Annotated in this window: 17 protein-coding genes; 11 read left to right on the top strand and 6 right to left on the bottom strand. The window is 72.6% G+C overall.

All coding sequences use genetic code 11. The annotated features are described in order from the left end of the window. Window positions 1–26: 26 nt before the first annotated feature. A complete protein-coding gene (gene hrcA / locus AB0N04_RS19560) occupies window positions 27–1,061 on the bottom strand; it encodes a heat-inducible transcriptional repressor HrcA (RefSeq protein ID WP_360210178.1) in 1,035 nt (344 codons plus the stop codon). 263 nt (window positions 1,062–1,324) lie between these two features. Here hrcA and htpX point away from each other — a divergent pair, with 263 nt between their 5' ends. The 3 genes from htpX (at window position 1,325) to AB0N04_RS19545 (ending at window position 3,792) form a co-directional block, all read left to right on the top strand. Beyond that, window positions 1,325–2,245 carry a zinc metalloprotease HtpX gene (htpX, locus tag AB0N04_RS19555; protein WP_360210180.1) on the top strand — a complete coding sequence of 307 codons (921 nt, stop codon included), beginning with the start codon at window positions 1,325–1,327 and terminating at the stop codon, window positions 2,243–2,245. A 103-nt stretch (window positions 2,246–2,348) separates the two neighbouring features. Then, window positions 2,349–2,933 (top strand): hypothetical protein, encoded by a 585-nt coding sequence (locus AB0N04_RS19550; RefSeq protein ID WP_360210182.1) that lies wholly within the window; start codon window positions 2,349–2,351, stop codon window positions 2,931–2,933. Window positions 2,934–2,964: 31 nt separating this feature from the next. Then, window positions 2,965–3,792: a DUF3097 domain-containing protein gene (locus AB0N04_RS19545; RefSeq protein ID WP_360210184.1), complete on the top strand. Its 828-nt coding sequence runs from the start codon at window positions 2,965–2,967 to the stop codon at window positions 3,790–3,792. Between the two features lie 8 nt (window positions 3,793–3,800). Here the strand turns inward: AB0N04_RS19545 and AB0N04_RS19540 are convergent, their stop codons facing one another. The 3 genes from AB0N04_RS19540 to AB0N04_RS19530 all read right to left on the bottom strand — a co-directional run bounded on the left by AB0N04_RS19540 (window position 3,801) and on the right by AB0N04_RS19530 (window position 7,651). Next, the gene (locus AB0N04_RS19540; protein WP_360210186.1) at window positions 3,801–4,355 is read right to left on the bottom strand and encodes a Uma2 family endonuclease; all 555 of its coding nucleotides are present in this window, start codon (window positions 4,353–4,355) and stop codon (window positions 3,801–3,803) included. A gap of 40 nt (window positions 4,356–4,395) precedes the next feature. Next, on the bottom strand, window positions 4,396–5,625 hold the full coding sequence (gene hemW / locus AB0N04_RS19535; RefSeq protein ID WP_360210188.1) for a radical SAM family heme chaperone HemW: 1,230 nt from the start codon (window positions 5,623–5,625) through the stop codon (window positions 4,396–4,398). 94 nt (window positions 5,626–5,719) lie between these two features. Further along, on the bottom strand, window positions 5,720–7,651 hold the full coding sequence (locus tag AB0N04_RS19530; RefSeq protein ID WP_360210190.1) for a long-chain fatty acid--CoA ligase: 1,932 nt from the start codon (window positions 7,649–7,651) through the stop codon (window positions 5,720–5,722). Window positions 7,652–8,067: 416 nt separating this feature from the next. On the opposite strand from AB0N04_RS19530, the gene AB0N04_RS19525 reads away from it, so the two are divergent. The 4 genes from AB0N04_RS19525 to AB0N04_RS19510 all read left to right on the top strand — a co-directional run bounded on the left by AB0N04_RS19525 (window position 8,068) and on the right by AB0N04_RS19510 (window position 14,281). Further along, window positions 8,068–9,801, top strand: coding sequence for an ABC transporter ATP-binding protein (locus tag AB0N04_RS19525; RefSeq protein WP_360210191.1), 1,734 nt, complete (start codon window positions 8,068–8,070; stop codon window positions 9,799–9,801). A gap of 170 nt (window positions 9,802–9,971) precedes the next feature. Beyond that, the gene (locus AB0N04_RS19520) at window positions 9,972–11,870 is read left to right on the top strand and encodes an ABC transporter ATP-binding protein (protein ID WP_360210214.1); all 1,899 of its coding nucleotides are present in this window, start codon (window positions 9,972–9,974) and stop codon (window positions 11,868–11,870) included. Window positions 11,871–11,963: 93 nt separating this feature from the next. After that, window positions 11,964–13,046: an RNA polymerase sigma factor SigJ gene (gene sigJ, locus AB0N04_RS19515; protein WP_360210193.1), complete on the top strand. Its 1,083-nt coding sequence runs from the start codon at window positions 11,964–11,966 to the stop codon at window positions 13,044–13,046. A 155-nt stretch (window positions 13,047–13,201) separates the two neighbouring features. Then, complete coding sequence (locus AB0N04_RS19510; protein ID WP_360210195.1) at window positions 13,202–14,281, top strand: FAD-dependent oxidoreductase; 1,080 nt, start codon at window positions 13,202–13,204, stop codon at window positions 14,279–14,281. Window positions 14,282–14,393: 112 nt separating this feature from the next. Here AB0N04_RS19510 and lepA read toward each other — a convergent pair whose 3' ends face one another. Further along, a complete protein-coding gene (gene lepA, locus AB0N04_RS19505) occupies window positions 14,394–16,262 on the bottom strand; it encodes a translation elongation factor 4 (protein WP_360210197.1) in 1,869 nt (622 codons plus the stop codon). A 231-nt stretch (window positions 16,263–16,493) separates the two neighbouring features. Between lepA and AB0N04_RS19500 the strand changes: the two genes are divergently transcribed. The 3 genes from AB0N04_RS19500 (at window position 16,494) to AB0N04_RS19490 (ending at window position 18,414) form a co-directional block, all read left to right on the top strand. Further along, a complete protein-coding gene (locus AB0N04_RS19500; RefSeq protein ID WP_360210199.1) occupies window positions 16,494–16,799 on the top strand; it encodes an antibiotic biosynthesis monooxygenase in 306 nt (101 codons plus the stop codon). A 155-nt stretch (window positions 16,800–16,954) separates the two neighbouring features. After that, entirely contained in the window at window positions 16,955–17,224 is a 270-nt protein-coding gene (gene rpsT, locus AB0N04_RS19495; RefSeq protein ID WP_196951699.1) for a 30S ribosomal protein S20, read from the top strand. 362 nt (window positions 17,225–17,586) lie between these two features. Further along, window positions 17,587–18,414: a hypothetical protein gene (locus tag AB0N04_RS19490; protein ID WP_360210201.1), complete on the top strand. Its 828-nt coding sequence runs from the start codon at window positions 17,587–17,589 to the stop codon at window positions 18,412–18,414. Window positions 18,415–18,625: 211 nt separating this feature from the next. On the opposite strand, the gene holA is transcribed toward AB0N04_RS19490, so the two are convergent. Next, complete coding sequence (gene holA / locus AB0N04_RS19485; protein ID WP_360210203.1) at window positions 18,626–19,624, bottom strand: DNA polymerase III subunit delta; 999 nt, start codon at window positions 19,622–19,624, stop codon at window positions 18,626–18,628. A gap of 135 nt (window positions 19,625–19,759) precedes the next feature. Between holA and AB0N04_RS19480 the strand changes: the two genes are divergently transcribed. Continuing rightward, window positions 19,760–20,053 carry a hypothetical protein gene (locus tag AB0N04_RS19480; RefSeq protein WP_360210205.1) on the top strand — a complete coding sequence of 98 codons (294 nt, stop codon included), beginning with the start codon at window positions 19,760–19,762 and terminating at the stop codon, window positions 20,051–20,053. Window positions 20,054–20,343 lie beyond the last annotated feature (290 nt).

Below are 20,343 nucleotides of genomic sequence, written 5' to 3'. Positions count from 1 at the left end.
GTTACCCGTGCAACGGCGGTCGATTGCTACGACTCGGCCAGGATCTGACCCACGTACCGCGCCACCGCACGCACCGCCCCCATTGTGCCCGGATAGTCCATCCGGGTCGGACCGATCACACCCAGTTTGGCCACGCTCTCGTCGCCCGAACCGTAACCGACCGACACCACCGAGGTGGAATTCAGCCCCTCGTAGGCGATCTCGCGCCCGATCCGGACCGTCATCCCGGCGTCCGCGGTCTCACCCAGGAGGCGGAGCAGGACGACCTGCTCCTCCAGGGCCTCCAGCACCGGCTGGATGGTGAGCGGGAAGTCGTGGCCGAAGCGGGTCAGGTTGGCCGTGCCGGCCAGCATGATCCGCTCCTCGTTCTGCTCGGCGAGCGCCTCGAACAGCGTCGCCAGGACGGTGGTGACGGTCGGCCGGTCCGCCTGCTCGAACATCGCCGGGAGCTCCTCCAGGAACCCCGGCACGTCCGGCAGCCGCTGGCCGGCGGCCCGCGCGTTGATCCGGGCCCGCAGGTCCGCCAGGACCGTCTCGCCGACGGTGCCCGGGCAGTCCACCATCCGCTGCTCGACCCGGCCGGTGTTGGTGATCAGCACCAGCATCACCTTGGTCGGGGCGAGGGCGACCAGCTCGATGTGCCGGACGGTGGAGCGCGACAGCGACGGGTACTGCACCACCGCGACCTGCCGGGTCAGCTGCGCGAGCAGCCGCACCGTGCGGGCCACGGTGTCGTCCAGGTCGACGGCGCCGTCCAGGAAGTGCCGGATCGCCCGGCGCTCGGGGGCGCTCATCGGCTTGATCTCGGCGAGCTTGTCGACGAACAGGCGGTAGCCCTTGTCGGTGGGGATGCGCCCGGCACTGGTGTGCGGCTGGTGGATGTAGCCCTCCTCCTCCAGCGCCGCCATGTCGTTGCGCACGGTCGCCGGGGAGACCCCGAGGTTGTGCCGCTCCACCAGGGCCTTGGAGCCGACCGGCTCCTCGGTCCCCACGTAGTCCTGGACGATCGCGCGGAGCACGGCGAGCTTGCGGTCGTCCAGCTGGCGGATCTCACCGGCCATGGGGCACACACCTCCGTCTTCGCACGTTGTCCGTCTGTGTCACAGATGCTGCCGACCGCTCCGGGAAGGCCCCGGATCCGGTGACCGCCCTGGCACTCTGAACCTACGAGTGCCAGAACCGTACCTGCCAGTGTAAGGCCCGGGCCTTGAGGCAGGAACGGCCCGGCCGGAGTGATCCTGCCCGCAGTTCCCGGCGCGGGGGTGGTGCCGTGGGGCCGTCCGGGTGGCAGCATCGGAAGCGACGGCGAATGGAGGAGCAAGCGATGTCGAGCTCGGGCCAGCACACCCGTTTCGCGCCCGACCGCGGTCTGACCGGCCGCATGGTCGTGACGATGTTCGTGATCGGGTTGCTGTACGTCGGTTTCACCGGCCTGCTGATCGCGCTCCTGCGCGGCGCCTGGCCACTGATCGTCCTCATCTCCGGCGGGCTGTTCGTGGCCCAGTTCTGGTTCAGCGACAAGATCACCGAGCGGGCGATGGGCGCCCACCAGGTGAGCCCGGAGCAGTACCCGCAGCTGCACGGCACCATCGACCGGCTCTGCGCCCTCGCGGACATGCCCAAGCCCCGGGTGGCGGTCGCCGACAACGACATGCCGAACGCCTTCGCCACCGGCCGCAACCCGCAGAACGCCGTGGTCTGCGTCACCACGGGGCTGCTGCGCCGGCTGGAGCCCGAGGAGCTCGAAGGGGTCCTCGCCCACGAGCTGTCGCACGTCGCCCACCGGGACGTCGCGGTGATGACCGTCGCCGGGTTCCTCGGCGTCCTCGCCGGCGCGATGACCCGGATCGCGGTGTACGGCGGCTTCATGGGCGGCGGCCGCAACAACAACGACCAGAACGCGGCCATCGTCGCCCTGATCATCCCGCTGGTGTCGATGGTCGTCTACGCCATCAGCTTCCTGCTCACCCGGCTGCTCTCCCGCTACCGGGAGCTCGCCGCCGACCGCGCCGCCGCCCAGCTCACCGGCCGGCCCAGCGCCCTGGCCTCCGCCCTGACCAAGGTCACCGGGCAGATCGCCGCCATCCCCAGCAAGGACCTGCGCCAGGCCCAGCCCTACAACGCCTTCTACTTCGCCCCCGCGCTCGGCGCCCGGGAGACCGCCGCCCAGCTGTTCTCCACCCACCCGACGCTGGAGAAGCGGCTGGACCAGCTGGCGAAGATCTCCGAGCAGCTCGGCCGCTGACCGCGGGGCTCCCCCGCCCACCGCCGCCGCGCCGCCTCACCGGCCCGCCGCCTCGTCACCCCTCCGCCCCGCCACCCCTCCGCCTCGACGCGAAAGGACCACCGTGGGAATCCTGGACGCCCTGTTCGGCCGCACCAAGCCCGTCAAGCCCGACCTCGACCAGCTGTTCGGCGTGCCGTCCGCCGCCCTCACCCTGGAGGCCGGGGCCGGGTTCACCCCCACCGGGCTCGGCTCGGTGTGCTTCGCCGCCGTCGAGGGCGCGGCCTTCGGCCAGGTCGAGCAGCAGGTGCGGGAGCTGCTGGACGCCGACACCGAGCGCGGCGGCGTCCCGGTGGAGGCCTCCAAGGACGGCTACGGCTACTCCTGGCTGCTCGCCCGGCACACCCCCGAGGAGCTGCCCGAGCTGGTGAACGACCTGCACGCGGTCAACAGCGAGCTGGAGGGGAACGGCTTCGGGCCGCAGCTGCTCTGCTCGCTGGTGGGCTTCCGCGACCCGCAGGGCCGGTCGCTCGCCCTCGTCTACCTGTACAAGCGCGGCACCTTCTACCCCTTCGCGCCGATGCCCGGCGGCGGCGAGCGGCGCAACAGCCCGCTCGAACTGCAGGTCAACGCCCTGCTCGGGAACGACCTGCGGCTGGAGAAGGACCTCAGCCGCTGGTTCCCGGTCTGGGGCGCGCCCGGACTCTGACGGTCCGTCCGCACTCCCTATAGTCGCCTGCATGCGCAGCCGCCAGTACGGACCCGACCTGACCCCGCCGTGGAAGAAGCAGACCCCCGCCCCGGAGGTGCCGGCCGACCGGGACCTGGTCGTCGAGGAGGCGGCCACCGGCTTCTGCGGCGCGGTGGTGCGCTGCGAGAAGACCGCCGAGGGCTTCACCGTCACCCTGGAGGACCGCTTCGGCAAGCACCGGGTGTTCCCCCTGGTGCCGCGCGGCTTCCTGCTGGACGGCCGGGTGGTCACCCTGGTCCGCCCGGCCGGCCCCGCCCCCGCCCGCACGCCCGGCCGCACCGCCTCCGGCTCGGTCGCCGTCCCCGGCGCCCGGGCCCGGGTGGCGCGCGAGTCGCGGATCTACGTCGAGGGCCGGCACGACGCCGAACTGGTCGAACGCGTGTGGGGCGACGACCTGCGCATCGAGGGCGTGGTCGTCGAGTACCTGCAGGGCGTGGACGACCTGCCCGCGATCGTCGCCGAGTTCGCCCCCGGCCCCGGCCGGCGGCTCGGCGTCCTGGTCGACCACCTGCTCCCCGGCACCAAGGAGCACCGGATCGCCGCCCGGGTCACCGGCGACGCCGTCCTGGTCGTCGGCCACCCGTACGTCGACGTCTGGCAGGCCGTGAAGCCCTCCTCGGTCGGCATCCCCGCCTGGCCCGACGTCCCCCGCGGCGAGGACTGGAAGCAGGGCACCTGCCGCCGCCTCGGCTGGCCGGCGGACACCCCCGCCGCCTGGAAGCACATCCTGTCCCGGGTGAACAGCTACAAGGACCTGGAGCCCGAGCTCCTCGGCCGCGTCGAGGAGCTCATCGACTTCGTGACCCTCCCGGACTGACGTCCGGATCAGAGCGTTCCGAACTCACCGGTCTCCAGGGTCATCCCCAGGACGTCCACGGGGATCGGGTCCCCGAACTTGGTGGTGCGCCCGGACCAGTAGTCCGGAACGCCCGAGGCGGTCGCCGTGCGCGGCTCGGTGAGCATCAGGCACTCGCCCTTCGTCGGATCGACGATCAGGTAGACCGGGATCATCCCCCCGGCATAGATCTCCCGCTTGACGTGGTAGTCGCGGTGGACGCTCGTCCTCGAGACGACCTCGACGACGAGCGTCACCGCCGGTGCGGGGACCAGACGCCCGGGGCCCTCGACGGCGCCCCGCTCGATCACCACCAGGTCGGGCTGCGGCTCGCTGCCGTCCGCGGGGAACGCCACGTCCTGGGTCTGGAGCCGGTGCCAGCGGCCACGGGGAATCTGGTCGACGATGGACTCGATGATGAGGTTGTGGACCATGTCCGGCCCGGCCATCATCACGATTTCCCCCCTGATGAGCTCGGCCTTGACGCCTTCCGGGACCTCCAGGTTCTCGAAGATCCCCGTCATCCGGTCATCGATGGCGGTCACTGCGCGCTCCCTCCGACGGCTGACACCACGTTAACGGCCGTCAGTCCACCAGGTCACGCACGACCGCGTCGGCGAGCAGCCGGCCCTGGAGGGTCAGGGTGGCGCGGCCGTCGGCGTACGTCCCCGCGGCGAGGAGGCCGTCGGCGAGGTGGCGTTCGGCGGCCCGGCGGCCCGCGGCGGTGAGCAGCTCCAGGGGGATGCCCTCGGCGAGGCGCAGTTCCAGGAGGACGCGTTCGACGCGGCGGTCCTCCTCGGTGAGGACCTCGCGGGCCTGCGCGGGGGTGCGGCCCTCGGCGAGGGCCTGCGCGTAGGCGGCCGGGTGCTTGGCGTTCCACCAGCGCACGCCGCCGACGTGGCTGTGCGCGCCGGGGCCGGCGCCCCACCAGTTGGCTCCGGTCCAGTACAGCTCGTTGTGGCGGCAGCGGCCCTCCGGGGTGGTGGCCCAGTTGGACACCTCGTACCAGGAGTAGCCGGCGGCGGCGAGCGCCTGCTCGGCGATCAGGTAGCGGTCGGCGTGCACGTCGTCGTCGATCATCGGCAGTTCGCCGCGCTTGACCCGGGCGGCCAGCCGGGTGCCCTCCTCGACGATCAGGGAGTAGGCGGAGACGTGGTCCGGTCCGGCGCCGATCGCGGCGTCCAGGGAGGCCCGCCAGTCGTCGTCGGACTCGCCCGGGGTCCCGTAGATGAGGTCCAGGTTGACGTGCTCGAAGCCGGCCCCGCGGGCCTCGGCGACGCAGGCCTCGGGGCGGCCGGGCGTGTGGTGGCGGTCGAGCAGCTGCAGGACGTGCGGGCGGGCGCTCTGCATGCCGAAGGAGATCCGGTTGTAGCCGCCCTCGCGCAGCTCCGCCAGGTAGGCCGGGTCGACGGACTCCGGGTTGGCCTCGGTGGTGACCTCGGCGTCCGGGGCGAGCCCGAACTCCTCGCGCAGCGCGGTGAGCATCTTCACCAGGTCCCGGGCGGGCAGCAGGGTGGGCGTGCCGCCGCCGAGGAAGACCGTCTGCACGGGGAGGTCGACCGGGCCGAGCACCTTGCGGGCCAGCCGGATCTCGGCGACCACGTTGTCCGCGTAGGTCTCCTGGGAGGCGACGGCCCCGGAGGAGCGCAGCTCGGTGGCGGTGTAGGTGTTGAAGTCGCAGTAGCCGCAGCGGCTGGCGCAGTACGGCACGTGCAGGTAGAAACCGAACGGCCGCTCGCCGAGCCCGGTCAGGGCGTGCGCGGGCAGGGAACCGTCGGACGGCACCGGATCGCCGTCGGGGAGTGCGGAGGGCATGACCCCATTGTCCCGTACGGCCCGGGTGTCCCGTGCGGCCCGCGCACCCCGTACGGTTCGCGCGACCGGGCGCGGACCGTACGGGGCGGGTGGCTCAGGCCTCGTTGGCGCCCGCGTACATCGCGGTGACGGCGTCCGCGTAGGTCCGCTCGACCACCGGGCGCTTGATCTTCAGGCTCGGGGTGAGCTCGCCGTGCTCGATGTCGAGGTCACGCGGCAGCAGGTGGAACCGCTTGATCGTCTGCCAGCGCTGCAGGTCCGCGTTGAGCCGCTTGACGAAGCCCTCGATCAGCTGGTGCACCTGCGGGTCGGCGACCACCTCGGCGTAGGACCGGCCGGCCATGCCGTGCTCGGCCGCCCACGGCATGATGACCGCCTCGTCGAGGCCGATCAGCGCGGTGCAGTAGTTGCGGCCGTTGCCGATCACCAGGATGTTGCTGACGAACGGGCAGACCGCCTTGAACTTGCCCTCGACCTCGCTGGGCGCGACGTACTTGCCGCCGGAGGTCTTGAACAGGTCCTTCTTGCGGTCGGTGATCCGCAGGAAGCCGTCGGCGCTGAGCTCGCCGATGTCCTCGGTGTGGAACCAGCCGTCGGCCTCCAGCACCTCGGCGGTCTTCTCCGGCAGGTCGTGGTAGCCGCGCATGATGCCGGGGCCGCGCAGCAGGATCTCGCCGTCCTCGGCGATCCGGACCTCGGTGCCGGGCAGGGCGCGGCCGACGGTGCCGATCCGGACGTCCTCCTCGCGGTTGACGCAGGAGCCGGCGCTGGTCTCGCTGAGCCCGTAGCCCTCCAGGATCGGCACGCCGGCGCCGAGGAAGAAGTAGCCGATCTCGGGGGCGAGGGCGGCGCTGCCGGAGACGGCACCGCGCAGCCGGCCGCCGAAGGCCGCCCGGATCTTGGCGTAGACGAGCTTGTCGGCCAGGGCGTGCTGGAGCCGCAGCCCGAGCGGGGCGGTGCCGGTGCCGGTGGCGATCCGGCTCTCCTGCACGGCCCGGGCGTGGGCCCGGGCGACCTTGGCGGCCCACAGGAAGATCTTGTACTTGGCCCCGCCCTCGGCACGGGCCCGGCCGGCGATGCCGTTGTACACCTTCTCGAAGATGCGCGGCGCCGAGGCCATCACGGTCGGCCGGATGGCCGGCAGGTTGTGGATGATCCGGTCGACCCGGCCGTCCACGGCCATCACGTGGCCGGTGGCGATCTGCCCGGAGATCAGCGTCTTGCCGAAGACGTGCGACAGCGGCAGCCACATGAACTGGACGTCGTCGGAGCGCAGCAGTCCGCTGGCCTCCTGGGCCCGGCCCTCGTACGCCCAGCAGTCGTGCACCAGGCGCACGCCCTTGGGGCGGCCGGTGGTGCCGGAGGTGTAGATGAGGGTGGCCAGCTGCTCCTTGTCGAGGGCGGCGACGGCCTTCTCGACGGCGTCCGGGTGCTCCTCCAGGTAGGCCGCGCCGCGCTGCTCCAGTTCGGCGAGGGTGAGCACCTCCAGGCCGCCGGTGGCGGGGGCCTCAGCGCCGGGCTCGGGCCCGTCGAAGAGGATGACCGTGCGCAGGTCGGGCAGCTGCCCGATCTGGTCGACGGCCTTGGCCAGCTGGGCGGTGTTCTCGGCGAACAGCGCTCTGGAACCCGAGTTGGAGAGGATGAAGGCCGTCTCGTCGGCGTTGGTGCTCGGGTAGACGGTCGTCGTGGCGGCGCCCGCGCACATGTTCCCGAGGTCGGCGATGACCCACTCGAGCCGGGTGGAGGCGGCCAGGGCGACGCGGTCCTCCGGCTGGATGCCCAGCGCCATCAGACCGGCGGCCACCGCCTTGACCCGGGTGGCGGTCTGCGCCCAGGTGAGCGAACGCCACTGCTCGGCGCCGGGGGCGCTGTCCGCGGCCTGCTCGTCGACCGGGGCCGGGTAGCGGTAGGCCTCGCCGTTCGGGGTCAGGGCGACCCGCTCCAGGAACAGGTGGGCGACGGAGGCGGGACGCCCGGCGACGATGTCGGCACTGCCGGAGTCGATCAGGGACTGCGCGGAACTCAACGAGGACCTCCGGGGGCGGGTGGCCGTCTGAGGGATTGTCGCGGCGTCCGTGGGGGCGGTCGCCGGGCCCCCGGTTCACCTGTTCGGTACCGGCGAGTAACAAGGGGGCAATCAGCAGCCTAGGGGGAAACCGGTCATTCCGTAAGGGGGCGAGGCCAGCTGGCACGCCCCCGCGGCGCCGGTGTCCGCCCCGCGACCCCTGCCCGACCCGCGGGAACGGGCCGGCGCGGACCGTACGACCGGGCCCCCGCCGACCTGACGACCGGGCCCGCGTGAACGATACAACCGGGCCCGCCGGGCGATTCGGCAAAGGACTGGACAAACCTCCGGCTCGCACCCCGTGAATCGCCTGTACGAGTGCACCAAAGACCGAGAATTGGGGTGCGAATCCACCCGCCGACGACAAGAGTGTGCCAGTGCTGATCAGACTGCTCAGGGCGTACCTGCGCCCCTACACCCGACCGATCGCCCTGCTGGTCGCCCTCCAGCTGGTGTCCACCCTCGCCGCGCTCTACCTGCCGACGCTCAACGCCGACATCATCGACGACGGGGTGGTCAAGGGCGACACCGGCTACATCCTGCGCGTCGGCGGCGTGATGATCGGCGTCACCCTCGTCCAGGCCGTCTGCTCGATCGGCGCCGTCTACTACGGCGCCCGCACCGCGATGGCCTTCGGACGGGACGTGCGCGCCGCCGTCTTCGACCGGGTGCAGACCTTCTCCTCCCGCGAGATGGGCCAGTTCGGCGCCCCCTCGCTCATCACCCGCACCACCAACGACGTCCAGCAGGTCCAGATGCTGGCCCTGATGAGCTTCACGCTCATGGTCGCCGCCCCGATCATGTGCGTCGGCGGCATCATCATGGCGCTCAACCAGGACGTCCCGCTGTCCGGCCTGCTGCTCGCCGTCATCCCGCTCCTCGCCGTCGTCGTCATCCTGCTGGTGCGCTCGCTGCGCCCCAAGTTCCGCAGCATGCAGGAGCGGATCGACACGGTGAACCGCGTCCTGCGGGAACAGATCACCGGCATCCGGGTCATCCGCGCCTTCGTCAAGGACGACCACGAGCAGGCCCGCTTCGCCGGCGCCAACGGGGACCTCACCCACGTCGCCCTCCAGGTCGGCCGGCTGATGTCCTTCATGTTCCCGGCCGTCATGCTGGTGGTGAACGTCTCCAGCGTCGCCGTGCTCTGGTTCGGCGCCCACCGGATCGACAGCGGCGGCATGGAGATCGGTGCGCTCACCGCCTTCCTCTCCTACCTGATGCAGATCCTGATGAGCGTCATGATGGCCACCTTCATGTTCATGATGGTGCCGCGCGCCGAGGTCTGCGCCGAACGCATCGACGAGGTGCTCGCCACCTCCTCCAGCGTCGTGCCGCCCGCCGCCCCCGTCACCGAGGTGCTGCGCCGCGGCAACCTCGAACTGCGCGACGTCGACTTCCGCTACCCCGGGGCCGAGGCCTCCGTGCTGCGCGGCGTCGACATCACCGCCCGCCCCGGCGAGACCACCGCCGTCATCGGCTCCACCGGCAGCGGCAAGTCCACCCTGCTCGGCCTCGTCCCCCGGCTGTTCGACGCCACCTCGGGACAGGTCCTGCTGGACGGCGTCGACGTCCGCGAACTCGCCGCCGACGCGATCGCCGAGTGCATCGGCCTCGTCCCGCAGAAGCCCTACCTGTTCTCCGGCACCGTCGCCAGCAACCTCCGCTACGGCCGGCCCGACGCCACCGACGAGGAGCTCTGGCACGCCCTGGAGATCGCCCAGGCCAAGGACTTCGTCGAGAAGCTCCCCGAAGGCCTGGACGCCCCCATCTCCCAGGGCGGCGGCAACGTCTCCGGCGGCCAGCGCCAGCGCCTCGCCATCGCCCGCGCCCTCGTCCGCAAGCCCGACGTCTACCTCTTCGACGACTCCTTCTCCGCGCTCGACTACGCGACGGACGCCCGGCTGCGCAAGGCCCTCGCCCGCGAGACCTCGAACGCCACCGTGCTGATCGTCGCCCAGCGCGTCTCCACCATCCGCGACGCCGACCGGATCATCGTCCTCGACGAGGGCGCGGTCGTCGGCACCGGCACCCACCGCGAACTGATGGCCGACAACCCGACGTACCGGGAGATCGTGCTCTCCCAGCTCACCGAGCAGGAGGCGGCGTGACCACCCCCGAGAAGGCCCCCGACAAGGCCCCCGAGGACCAGACCGACCCGGGCGAGGCCCCCGACCTGGGCAAGGCGCCCGGCCGCGGGCCCGCTGCGGCCGGCAGCGAGCTCCCCAGCGACTCGCAGGCCGCCGCCGCCCGCCGCGGCCCGGCCGGCCCGGGCCGCTTCATGGGCGGCCAGGGCACCGAGAAGTCCATGGACTTCAAGGGCTCCGGCAAGCGCCTGCTCGCCCTGCTGCGCCCCGAACGCGCCCTGCTCTCCGGCGTGCTGACGCTCGGCGTCGTCAGCATCGGCTGCGCCGTCGTCGGCCCCAAGATCCTCGGCAACGCCACCGACCTGATCTTCGCCGGCGTCGTCGGCGCCCGCTTCGCACCCGGCACCTCCAAGACCCAGGTCGTCGACGGGCTGCGCGCCCAGGGCCAGGGCGGCGTCGCCGACCTGCTCTCCTCCGTGGACTTCACCCCCGGCCAGGGCATGGACTTCGGCGCCATCGGCACCGTCCTGCTCTGGGTCCTGGCCATCTACGTCGCCTCCGCCGTGTTCGGCATCGCCCAGGGCCGGCTGGCCACCACGGCCATCCAGCGGGCCGGCTACCGGCTGCGCCAGGACGTCGAGGCCAAGCTCTCCCGGCTGCCGCTCAGCTACTTCGACAAGCAGCCCCGCGGCGAGGTGCTCAGCCGGGTCACCAACGACATCGACAACATCGGCCAGTCCATGCAGCAGACCATGGGACAGGTCGTCAACTCGCTGCTCACCGTGGTCGGCGTGCTCGCCATGATGTTCTGGATCTCCCCGCTGCTCGCCGTGATCGCCCTGGTCTCGGTGCCGCTGTCGGTGGTCGTCGCCGCCAAGGTCGGCCGGCGGGCGCAGCCGCAGTTCGTCCAGCAGTGGAAGTCCACCGGCCAGCTCAACGCCCACATCGAGGAGATGTACACCGGCCACACCCTGGTGAAGGTGTTCGGCCGCCAGCGCGAGTCCGCCGAGACCTTCCGCGAGCACAACGAGGCGCTGTTCGCCTCCAGCTTCCGGGCGCAGTTCATCTCCGGGATCATCCAGCCCGCGATGATGCTGATCGGCAACCTGCAGTACGTGCTGGTCGCCGTCGTCGGCGGCCTGCGGGTCGCCAGCGGCGCGCTGTCCATCGGCGACGTCCAGGCGTTCATCCAGTACTCGCGGCAGTTCAGCCAGCCGCTCACCCAGGTCGCCAGCATGGCCAACCTGGTGCAGTCCGGGGTCGCCTCCGCCGAGCGCGTCTTCGAACTGCTGGACGCCCCCGAGCAGACCCCCGAACCGGCCATGCCCGAACGCCCCGACACCGTCCACGGCCGGGTCGCCTTCCAGGACGTGTCCTTCCGCTACGAGCCCGGCAAGCCCCTCATCGAGGACCTGTCGCTCAAGGTCGAACCCGGCCAGACCGTCGCCATCGTCGGCCCCACCGGCGCCGGCAAGACCACCCTGGTCAACCTGCTGATGCGGTTCTACGAGGTCAGCTCCGGGCGGATCACCCTCGACGGGGTCGACATCTCCGCGATGTCCCGCGAGGAGCTGCGCTCCGGCATCGGCATGGTGCTCCAGGACACCTGGCTGTTCGGCGGCACCATCGCCGACAACATCGCCTACGGCGCCCAGGGCGCCACCCGCGACCAGGTCGTCGAGGCCGCCAGGGCCGCCCACGTCGACCGCTTCGTGCGCACCCTGCCGGACGGCTACGACACCGTCATCGACGACGAGGGCACCGGCGTCAGCACCGGCGAGAAGCAGCTGATCACCATCGCCCGGGCCTTCCTCGCCCAGCCGTCGATCCTCGTCCTGGACGAGGCGACCAGCTCCGTCGACACCCGCACCGAGGTGCTGATCCAGCGGGCCATGGCCCGGCTGCGCACCGGCCGCACCAGCTTCGTGATCGCCCACCGGCTCTCCACCATCCGGGACGCCGACGTGATCCTGGTTATGGAGAACGGCTCGATCGTCGAACAGGGCACCCACGACGAGCTGATCGCCGCCGACGGCGCGTACGCGCGGCTGTACCAGGCGCAGTTCGCGGAGGCCGTGGCCGAGGTGGACTGACCCGGACGGGCACGGGGGACGGCCGGAGGGCCGGGGCGGGACTCCACCGCCCCGGCCCTTCGCGTTCCGCACCGGCTTCGCTACCGTGGGCCCGTGATCTCCGAGGACGCGGCCAGGGCCGCCGGTGACGACGACACGGCCGGTGGGACGGGCAGGACGGGCGGGACCGGCGGCGAGCCCGGCGGCGCGACCGCCCGGGGCGGGACCGCCGGTACCGGGACCGCCCGCGCCGGGGTCGGCGACACGGCGCACGACACGGCAGACGACACGGACGGGGACACGGGCGGCGACCGCGCGCCGGACGCCTTCGAGGCGAACCGGCGCTACCTCGGCTCCGTCGCCTACCGGCTGCTCGGCTCGTTCACCGACGCCGAGGACGTCCTGCAGGACGCCTGGCTGCGCTGGCGGGCCGCCGACCGCACCGCCGTCCACGACCCGCGCGCCTTCCTGACCACCGTCGTCACCCGGCTCTGCTACGACCAGCTCGGCTCCGCCCGGGCCCGCCGCGAGGCCTACTACGGCGAGTGGCTGCCCGAGCCGTCCGTCTCCTACGCCTCCGCCCCCGACTCCCCCGCCGACCTGGCCGAACGCGGCGAGTCCGTCTCGCTCGCGCTGCTCACCGTGCTGGAGCAGCTCACCCCGGCCGAGCGGGCCGCGTTCGTGCTGCACGACGTCTTCGCCGTCGGCTTCGACGAGATCGCCACCTCCCTCGACCGCACCCCCGACGCCACCCGGCAGCTGGCCTCCCGGGCCCGCCGGCGGGTGCGCGACGGCGGTCGGCGCACCGGCGCCGACCCGGCCGAGCACCGCCAGGCCGTCGAGGCCTTCGCCGCCGCCACCGCACGCGGCGACCTCCAGGCCCTCCTGGAGGTCCTCGACCCGGACGTGGTCTGGCACGCCGACGGCGGCGGCATCGTCCGCGCCGCCGCCCGCCCCGTCCTCGGCGCCTGGAACGTGGCCCGGCTGGTGGTCGGACTGGTCACCAAGTGGTCCACCCCCGACCACGGCTTCGGCTTCGCCCAGGTCAACGGCGAGCCGGGGATCGTCTGGTACGAGAAGGCCACCGGCACCGTCGGCGGCGTGGTCGCCCTCGACGTCGCCGACGGACGGATCACCCAGGCGTACGTGGTGGTCAACCCGGAGAAGCTGGGCCACATCGACCCGATCGGCGTGTGACGACGGCCCGGTCGGCGTGTGACCGCGGCCCGGTCGGCGTGTGTGACGGCGGCCCGGCCGGGATGTGACACGGGTCACCGTCACACTCCCGCCGGCCGCGTCGTCCCCCTCCCGAACAGCGCTCCGCGCGGGCGCACCGAATGGAGGCGGACGAGATGAGCGGCACCACCACCCACCAGCGGATCGTCGTACTGGGAGCCGGCTACGCGGGCCTCAGCGTCGCCAAGCGCGCCGGGAAGCGGCGCCCCGTCACCCTGGTCGCACCCGAGGAGCGGCTGCTCCACCGGGTCCGCCTGCACGAGACGGCGGCCGGTCACGGCCGGCAGTGGCCGACCATCGGCCACCTCGTCCGCGGCCGGCAGGTCGACCACCGGCGGGCCAGGGCCGTCGGGATCGACCTCGCCGACCACCGGGTCCGGCTCGACGACGGCACCACCCTCGGCTACGACACCCTCGTCTACGCCCTCGGCAGCCGCACCGCCTGGCACGACGTCCCCGGCGCCGCCGAGCACGCGTACTCCGCCGAGCAGGCCGCCGAAATCGACCACCGGCTGCGCACGGCCGACCGGCCCGGCACCCTGGCCGTGGTCGGCGGCGGACCGACCGGCATCGAACTGGCCACCGAACTCGCCGAGAGCCACCCGCAGTGGCGGGTGCACATCGTCGCCGCCGGGCAGGTCGGCGGCATCTACTCGCCCAGGGGCCGCGCCCACGTCCTGCGCGCCCTCGACCGGCTCGGCGTCACCGTCCACGAGCAGGCCACCGTCACCGCGGTCACCGCCGACGGGCTGCGCACCACCACCGGCCCGGTCGACGCCGAGGTCACCGTCTGGGCCGCCTCGCTGGAGCCCCACCCGCTGGCCGCCGAGGCCGGGCTGGCCGTGGACGCCCGCGGCCGGGCCGTCGTCGACGACCGGCTGCGGTCGGTCTCCCACCCGGACGTCCACGTGGTCGGCGACGCCGCCGCGGTGACGCTGCCCGGCATCGGCACCCTGCGGATGGGCTGCGCCACCGCCCTGCCGATGGGCCGCTACCTCGGCAAGCTGCTCGACGGGGCCACCACGGCGCCGTACTCGTTCAAGTACGTCGCGCAGTGCGTGAGCCTGGGCCGGCACGACGGGCTGCTCCAACTGATCCACGCGGACGACTCGATGCGGCCCACCGTGCTCACCGGCACGGCCGGGCGGCTGGCCAAGGCGGCGATCGTCGGCGGCGTCTACGGCGCGCTGAAGTAGCCCACGGCGGCCCGGCGGCGGCCACCTGCCGGACCGGACCGGGACGCGCGAAGAGGCCCGGGACGCGCGAAGGGGCCCGGGCGGATGCCCGGGCCCCTTCGGTCGCCTGCGGTTACTTCTTGTCCTTGGGCGCCTCGGCGTCGGTGGACAGCGCGGCGATGAAGGCCTCCTGCGGGACCTCCACGCGGCCGACCATCTTCATCCGCTTCTTGCCCTCCTTCTGCTTCTCCAGCAGCTTGCGCTTGCGCGAGATGTCACCGCCGTAGCACTTGGCGAGGACGTCCTTGCGGATCGCGCGGACCGTCTCACGGGCGATCACCCGGGAGCCGATGGCGGCCTGGATCGGCACCTCGAACTGCTGGCGGGGGATCAGCTTCTGCAGCTTGCCGGCCATCATCACGCCGTAGCCGTAGGCCTTGTCCTTGTGCACGATCGCGGAGAAGGCGTCCACCGCGTCGCCGTGCAGCAGGATGTCGACCTTGACCAGGTTGGCGCTCTGCTCGCCGATGGGCTCGTAGTCGAGCGAGGCGTAGCCGCGGGTCTTGGACTTCAGCTGGTCGAAGAAGTCGAAGACGATCTCGGCGAGGGGCAGGGTGTAGCGCAGCTCGACCCGGTCCTCGGACAGGTAGTCCATGCCCTGCAGGTTGCCGCGGCGGGACTGGCACAGCTCCATGATCGCGCCGACGAACTCGTTGGGCGCCAGGATGGTGCCGCGCACGACCGGCTCGTAGACCTCGGCGATCTTGCCGGTCGGGAACTCGCTCGGGTTGGTGACGGTGTGCTCGGTGCCGTCCTCCATGATCACCCGGTAGATCACGTTCGGGGCGGTGGAGATCAGGTCGAGGTTGAACTCGCGCTCCAGGCGCTCCCGGATGATCTCCAGGTGCAGCAGGCCGAGGAAGCCGCAGCGGTAGCCGAAGCCGAGCGCCACCGAGGTCTCCGGCTCGTACACCAGGGCCGCGTCGTTGAGCCGCAGCTTGTCCAGGGCGTCGCGCAGCAGCGGGTAGTCCGAGCCGTCCAGCGGGTAGAGGCCGGAGAACACCATCGGGCGCGGGTCCTTGTAGCCGCCCAGCGCCTCGGTCGCACCCTTGTGCATCGAGGTGATCGTGTCACCGACCTTGGACTGCCGGACGTCCTTCACACCGGTGATGATGTAGCCCACCTCGCCGACGCCCAGGCCGTCGGCGACCTTCGGCTCCGGCGAGATGACGCCGATCTCCAGCAGCTCGTGGGTCGCGCCGGTGGACATCATGGCGATCCGCTCGCGCTTGGTGAGCTGACCGTCCACGACACGCACGTAGGTGACCACGCCGCGGTAGGAGTCGTAGACCGAGTCGAAGATCATCGCGCGGGCCGGGGCGTCCTTGACGCCGACCGGGGCCGGGACGGTGTTGACGATGTGGTCGAGCAGGTCCTCGACGCCGAGACCGGTCTTGGCGCTGACCTGCAGCACGTCCGAGGGGTCGCAGCCGATGATGTGCGCGATCTCCGCGGCGTACTTCTCCGGCTGGGCTGCCGGCAGGTCGATCTTGTTCAGCACCGGGACGATCGTGAGGTCGTTCTCCAGCGCCAGGTACAGGTTGGCGAGGGTCTGTGCCTCGATGCCCTGGGCCGCGTCGACGACCAGGATGGTCCCCTCGCAGGCAGCGAGGGAACGGGACACCTCGTACGTGAAGTCCACGTGACCCGGGGTGTCGATCATGTTGAGGATGTGCGTCGTCCCGGCGTTCGGACCGGTCTTCGGCGCCCACGGGAGGCGGACCGCCTGCGACTTGATCGTGATGCCGCGCTCGCGCTCGATGTCCATGCGGTCGAGGTACTGGGCACGCATCTGCCGCGGGTCGACGACGCCGGTGATCTGCAGCATCCGGTCTGCGAGCGTCGACTTGCCGTGGTCGATGTGGGCGATGATGCAGAAGTTGCGGATCAGCGCCGGGTCGGTACGGCTGGGCTCTGGCACATTGCTGGGGGTCGCGGGCACCTTGGTCCGATTCTCCGTTGGTCCGGGGCCGGGGGTGTCCGGATCATCGCTGACCGGTTTCCCGGGGACCGGACAGTCTCGTCCGATCGAAATAGTCCCCCCATCCTCCCACGACCACGGCACCGGCCGCCGTTCGGTCCGCCCCGACCGCCCCCGAGGCGCTCCCGGGGCGCCCGTGGGGCGCTCCCCCGCCTTCCGCGGAACGTCCCCGGAACGGCAGGATGGCCCGCCATGATCCTGGAAAGCGCCCTGCTCGACGTCCTGCCCGGCCAGGAGGACGAATTCCTCGCCGCCTTCACCGAGGCCCGTCCCCTGATCGCCGTCCAGCGCGGCTTCCGCTCCCTGGAACTGCGGCGCTGCCTCGACGAGGGCCGCGGCTCGCGCTTCCTCCTCCAGGTCGAGTGGGAGACCCTCACCGACCACACCGAGGGCTTCCGCACCTCCGCCGAGTACCAGCGCTGGCGGGAGCTGCTGCACCGCTTCTACCGGCCGTTCCCGGAGGTCGAGCACTACGGGGAGCCGGTGCTGCGGGCCTGACCGGACCCGGGCTCCGGCCGCGGCCGGTTTGGGTCGGCGGCGGGCCCCCTGGTAGCGTGGTCAGCTGCACCTGGCCCCGGCATGCCCTCTCAGCAGGACCGGCGGCCGCCGGTGCAGCCCGTTCAATCCTTTTCAGACAAGACTGAGGCTCCTTCGTGGCGAACATCAAGTCCCAGATCAAGCGCAACAAGACCAACGAGAAGGCGCGCCTGCGCAACAAGGCCGTCAAGTCCTCGCTGAAGACCGCTCTGCGCAAGGCCCGTGAGGCCGCTGCCGCCGGCGAGACCGAGAAGGCCGTCGTGCTGGCCCGCGCCGCCTCCAAGGCGCTCGACAAGGCCGTGAGCAAGGGCGTCATCCACGCCAACCAGGCCGCCAACAAGAAGTCGGCCATCACCAAGCGCGTCAACGCGGCCGCCCAGGCCTGACGCCCCGGGGGCCCCGGCCCCCACCGCCTCGGGACGCCCCGGCCCTCTACCCGGACCCCTGAGGCGCGCGAGACTCGCACCGTACGCGGCCTGCGTTCGCCACGCGGGTGCGGTGCACAGAGCAGTACGACAGGCGTCGCCGCCGACCTCCTCCCCGGAGGCCGGCCGCGGCGCCTGTCGCGTTCCGCGGTCCGGCCGCTATGGTCTGGTCACGCGCGATCGGAGGTGCGGGGAGCACCACGACACCGGGCCCGAGGGGGACTGACTCCATGACGACGCCACCACCACCGCCGCAGCAGCCTCAGCCACAGCCGGGGGCCCAGCCCGGAGCCCGGCCAGGGGCCCAGCCGCACCCGGGAGCGGTGAACCGGCCGGGATACGGCTTCCCGCAGCAGGCACCGGGGCCGGTCGCCGGAGCGGGCACGCCCGCGCCGGGCGCGTCGCCGGGCTTCGGACCGCCGACCGGACTGCTGCCGCCCGCACCCGGCGGCCTCCTCCCGGGAGCCGCCGCACCGGGCCACCCCACACCCGGGCGCCCCGGCGGCGGAAACCTGCGGCGCAACACCGTCTGGGCCTTCGTCGGCGCCCTGCTCGCCTCGGCCGGCTGGGCCACCGCCGTGCTCGTCGTCCCCGGCGTGGTCAGCACCGACTCCTCGCCCCGGAGCGTGAGCGCCTACCAGGTCTCCGACGACTTCTGCACCACCGGCAAGCCCTCCAGCCTGCTCACCACCTACAGCGCCTCCGACACCAGCCCGCCGACCCACCACAGCGACCGGCACCCCGCCCTGGACAGCATGAACTGCTCGATGTCGCTCAAGCGCACCGGCGCCAGCAGCTCCGACACCGACTACGCGTCCGTCTACCTGCGCGCCGACCTGCACAAGGCGGTCAACCCTGCACCCGAGTTCGCCGCCGCCAAGGAGGTCTACCGGGCGCGCGACTACCAGGTCACCGACGTCCCGGGGATCGGCGAGGAGGCGTACTTCCTGTACAAGGACGACGCGGGCAGCTCGGACAAGACCTGGCACAGCATCAGCGCCGAAGTGGACGTGCGGGACGGCGGGATGACGTTCTACATCTCCTACTCGGCCAGCTACACCGAGGGCAAGGGCAAGGTGCCGTCCAGGGACGACCTGCGGTCCGCCCTGCAGACGGACGCCCGCAACGCCGTCCGCTCGATGCACAAGTAGCCGTCGCCGCACCGCCGGACGTCCGGGGCGCGGACGGGGCCGGAGGTGAGGCCGGGGTCGGGCCGCGGACGCCCGGTGGGCGCCCGCGCGGCAGGCAGGCCGTTGGCGGGGGTGCCGGTCGGAGTGTCGGGTGGGGTGCCGGTCGGAGTGTCGGGTGGGGTGCCGGTCGGAGTGTCGGGTGGGGTGCCGGTCGAGGATGCCGACCGGGGCGTCAGTAGGCGGGGCGGGACCCGGCCCGGGAGGCGCGGGCCACGGCGACCACCGCACGCTCCAGGGCGAAGGCGGGATCGTCCGAACCGCCCTTGACGGCGGCGTCGGCCTGGGCGATCGCGGTAAGCGCGGTGGCCACCCCGTCACCCGTCCACCCGCGCATCTGCTGGCGGACCCGATCCACCTTCCACGGCGGCATGCCCAACTCGCGCGCGAGGTCGGCCGGGCGCATGTTCCGCCCGGCGGTCGCCAACCGCCCGATGCTGCGCACCCCGGAGGCCAGCGCGTAGGTGATGCCGGTCGGCGGCTGGCCCACGGCCAGCGCCCAGCGCAGCCGCTCCAGCGCCTCCGCGGCCCGGCCGGTGACCGCCAGGTCCGCCACCTCGAAGCCGGTCGCCTCGGCCCGCCCGCTGTAGTAACGGGCCACCACCGTCTCGTCGATCGTCCCCTCGACGTCCGAGGTCAGCTGGCTGCACGCGGCCGCCAGCTCGCGCAGGTCACTGCCGAGCGCGTCCAGCAGCGCCTGGCAGGCCTCCGGGGTGGCCGAACGGCCCAGCGTGCGGAACTCGCCCCGGACGAACGCCAACCGCTCGTTCGCCTTGGCCAGCTTGGCGCAGGCCACCTCACGACCGCCGGCCTTGCGCCCGGCGTCCAGCAGGCCCTTGCCCTTCGCGCCGCCCGCGTGCACCAGCACCACGATCACTTCTTCGGCGGGCGACTCGATGTACGCCTTGACCTCCTTCACCGAGTCGGCGGAGAGGTCCTGCGCGGCGCGGACCACGATCACCTTGCGCTCCGCGAACAACGACGGCGTGGTCAGCTCGGCCAGGCTGCCGGGCTGCAGGCCACCGGGGGGCAGATCCCGCACGTCGGTGTCCGGATCCGCCGCCCTCGCCGCCGCCACCACCTGGGCGACCGCGCGGTCCAGCAGCAGCTCCTCCTGGCCGACCGCGAGGGTCAGCGGGGCGAGCAGGTCGTCGGGTGCACTCTTCCTGGCCATCGCCTACCAGCATCCCACGGGGCGCGGACACTCCCCGCCGGGCCGCCGGGCCCACCCCACCCGGCCCACCGGGCAGCCCGGCGGGCTCGCCCTCCCCGGCCGCACCGGCCCGCGCCCGACCTGGAGAATGGTCCGGTGACCGAGAACCACACCACCGACCTGCCGGTCGTCGACGACCCGCACGCCCGGCAACTGCTCGTCCTGCCCGACCGCGAGGCCGCCGAGGAGGCCTCCGAGGAACTCAGCGCGACCCACCCCGACCTCGGCGAGCTCGACATCGTCCGCGACGCCCTGGCCGGGGAGGACGACGCCGAGGACGCCCAGTGGCTGGTCGTCGTCGAACCCCCGGAGGACGGCTGGACCCCGGCCCGACTCGGCGCCCTCGACGCCCTCGCCGCCGAGTACGAGGGCTGGCGCGAAGCGGGCTGATCCCCGACCCCGACGAACGGGTGAGCCGGTGAGCCCCGGGCCCGGGCCACGTGGCTCCGAGCCCAGGAGTCGTGGAACTTCGAAGCCCTGGAACCCTGGCATCGAGCATCGAGCTGGGCCCTGTGCGGCGCGCTCCGGGCCCGCCCGGAGCGCGCCGCAACCGTTTCCCGGGCCCCGCCCCCCCCCCCCCCCCCCCCCCCCCCCCCCCCCCCCCCCCAGCCAGACCCCCCCCATAGGGGGGTGGGTGTGGGGGCGGGGGGGATCCCGCCGGGGGGCGGCGGGGCACCCCG

Source organism: Kitasatospora sp. NPDC051702 (assembly GCF_040681575.1).
Lineage (GTDB): Bacteria > Actinomycetota > Actinomycetes > Streptomycetales > Streptomycetaceae > Kitasatospora.
This window is presented reverse-complemented; position numbering and strand designations above follow the sequence as displayed.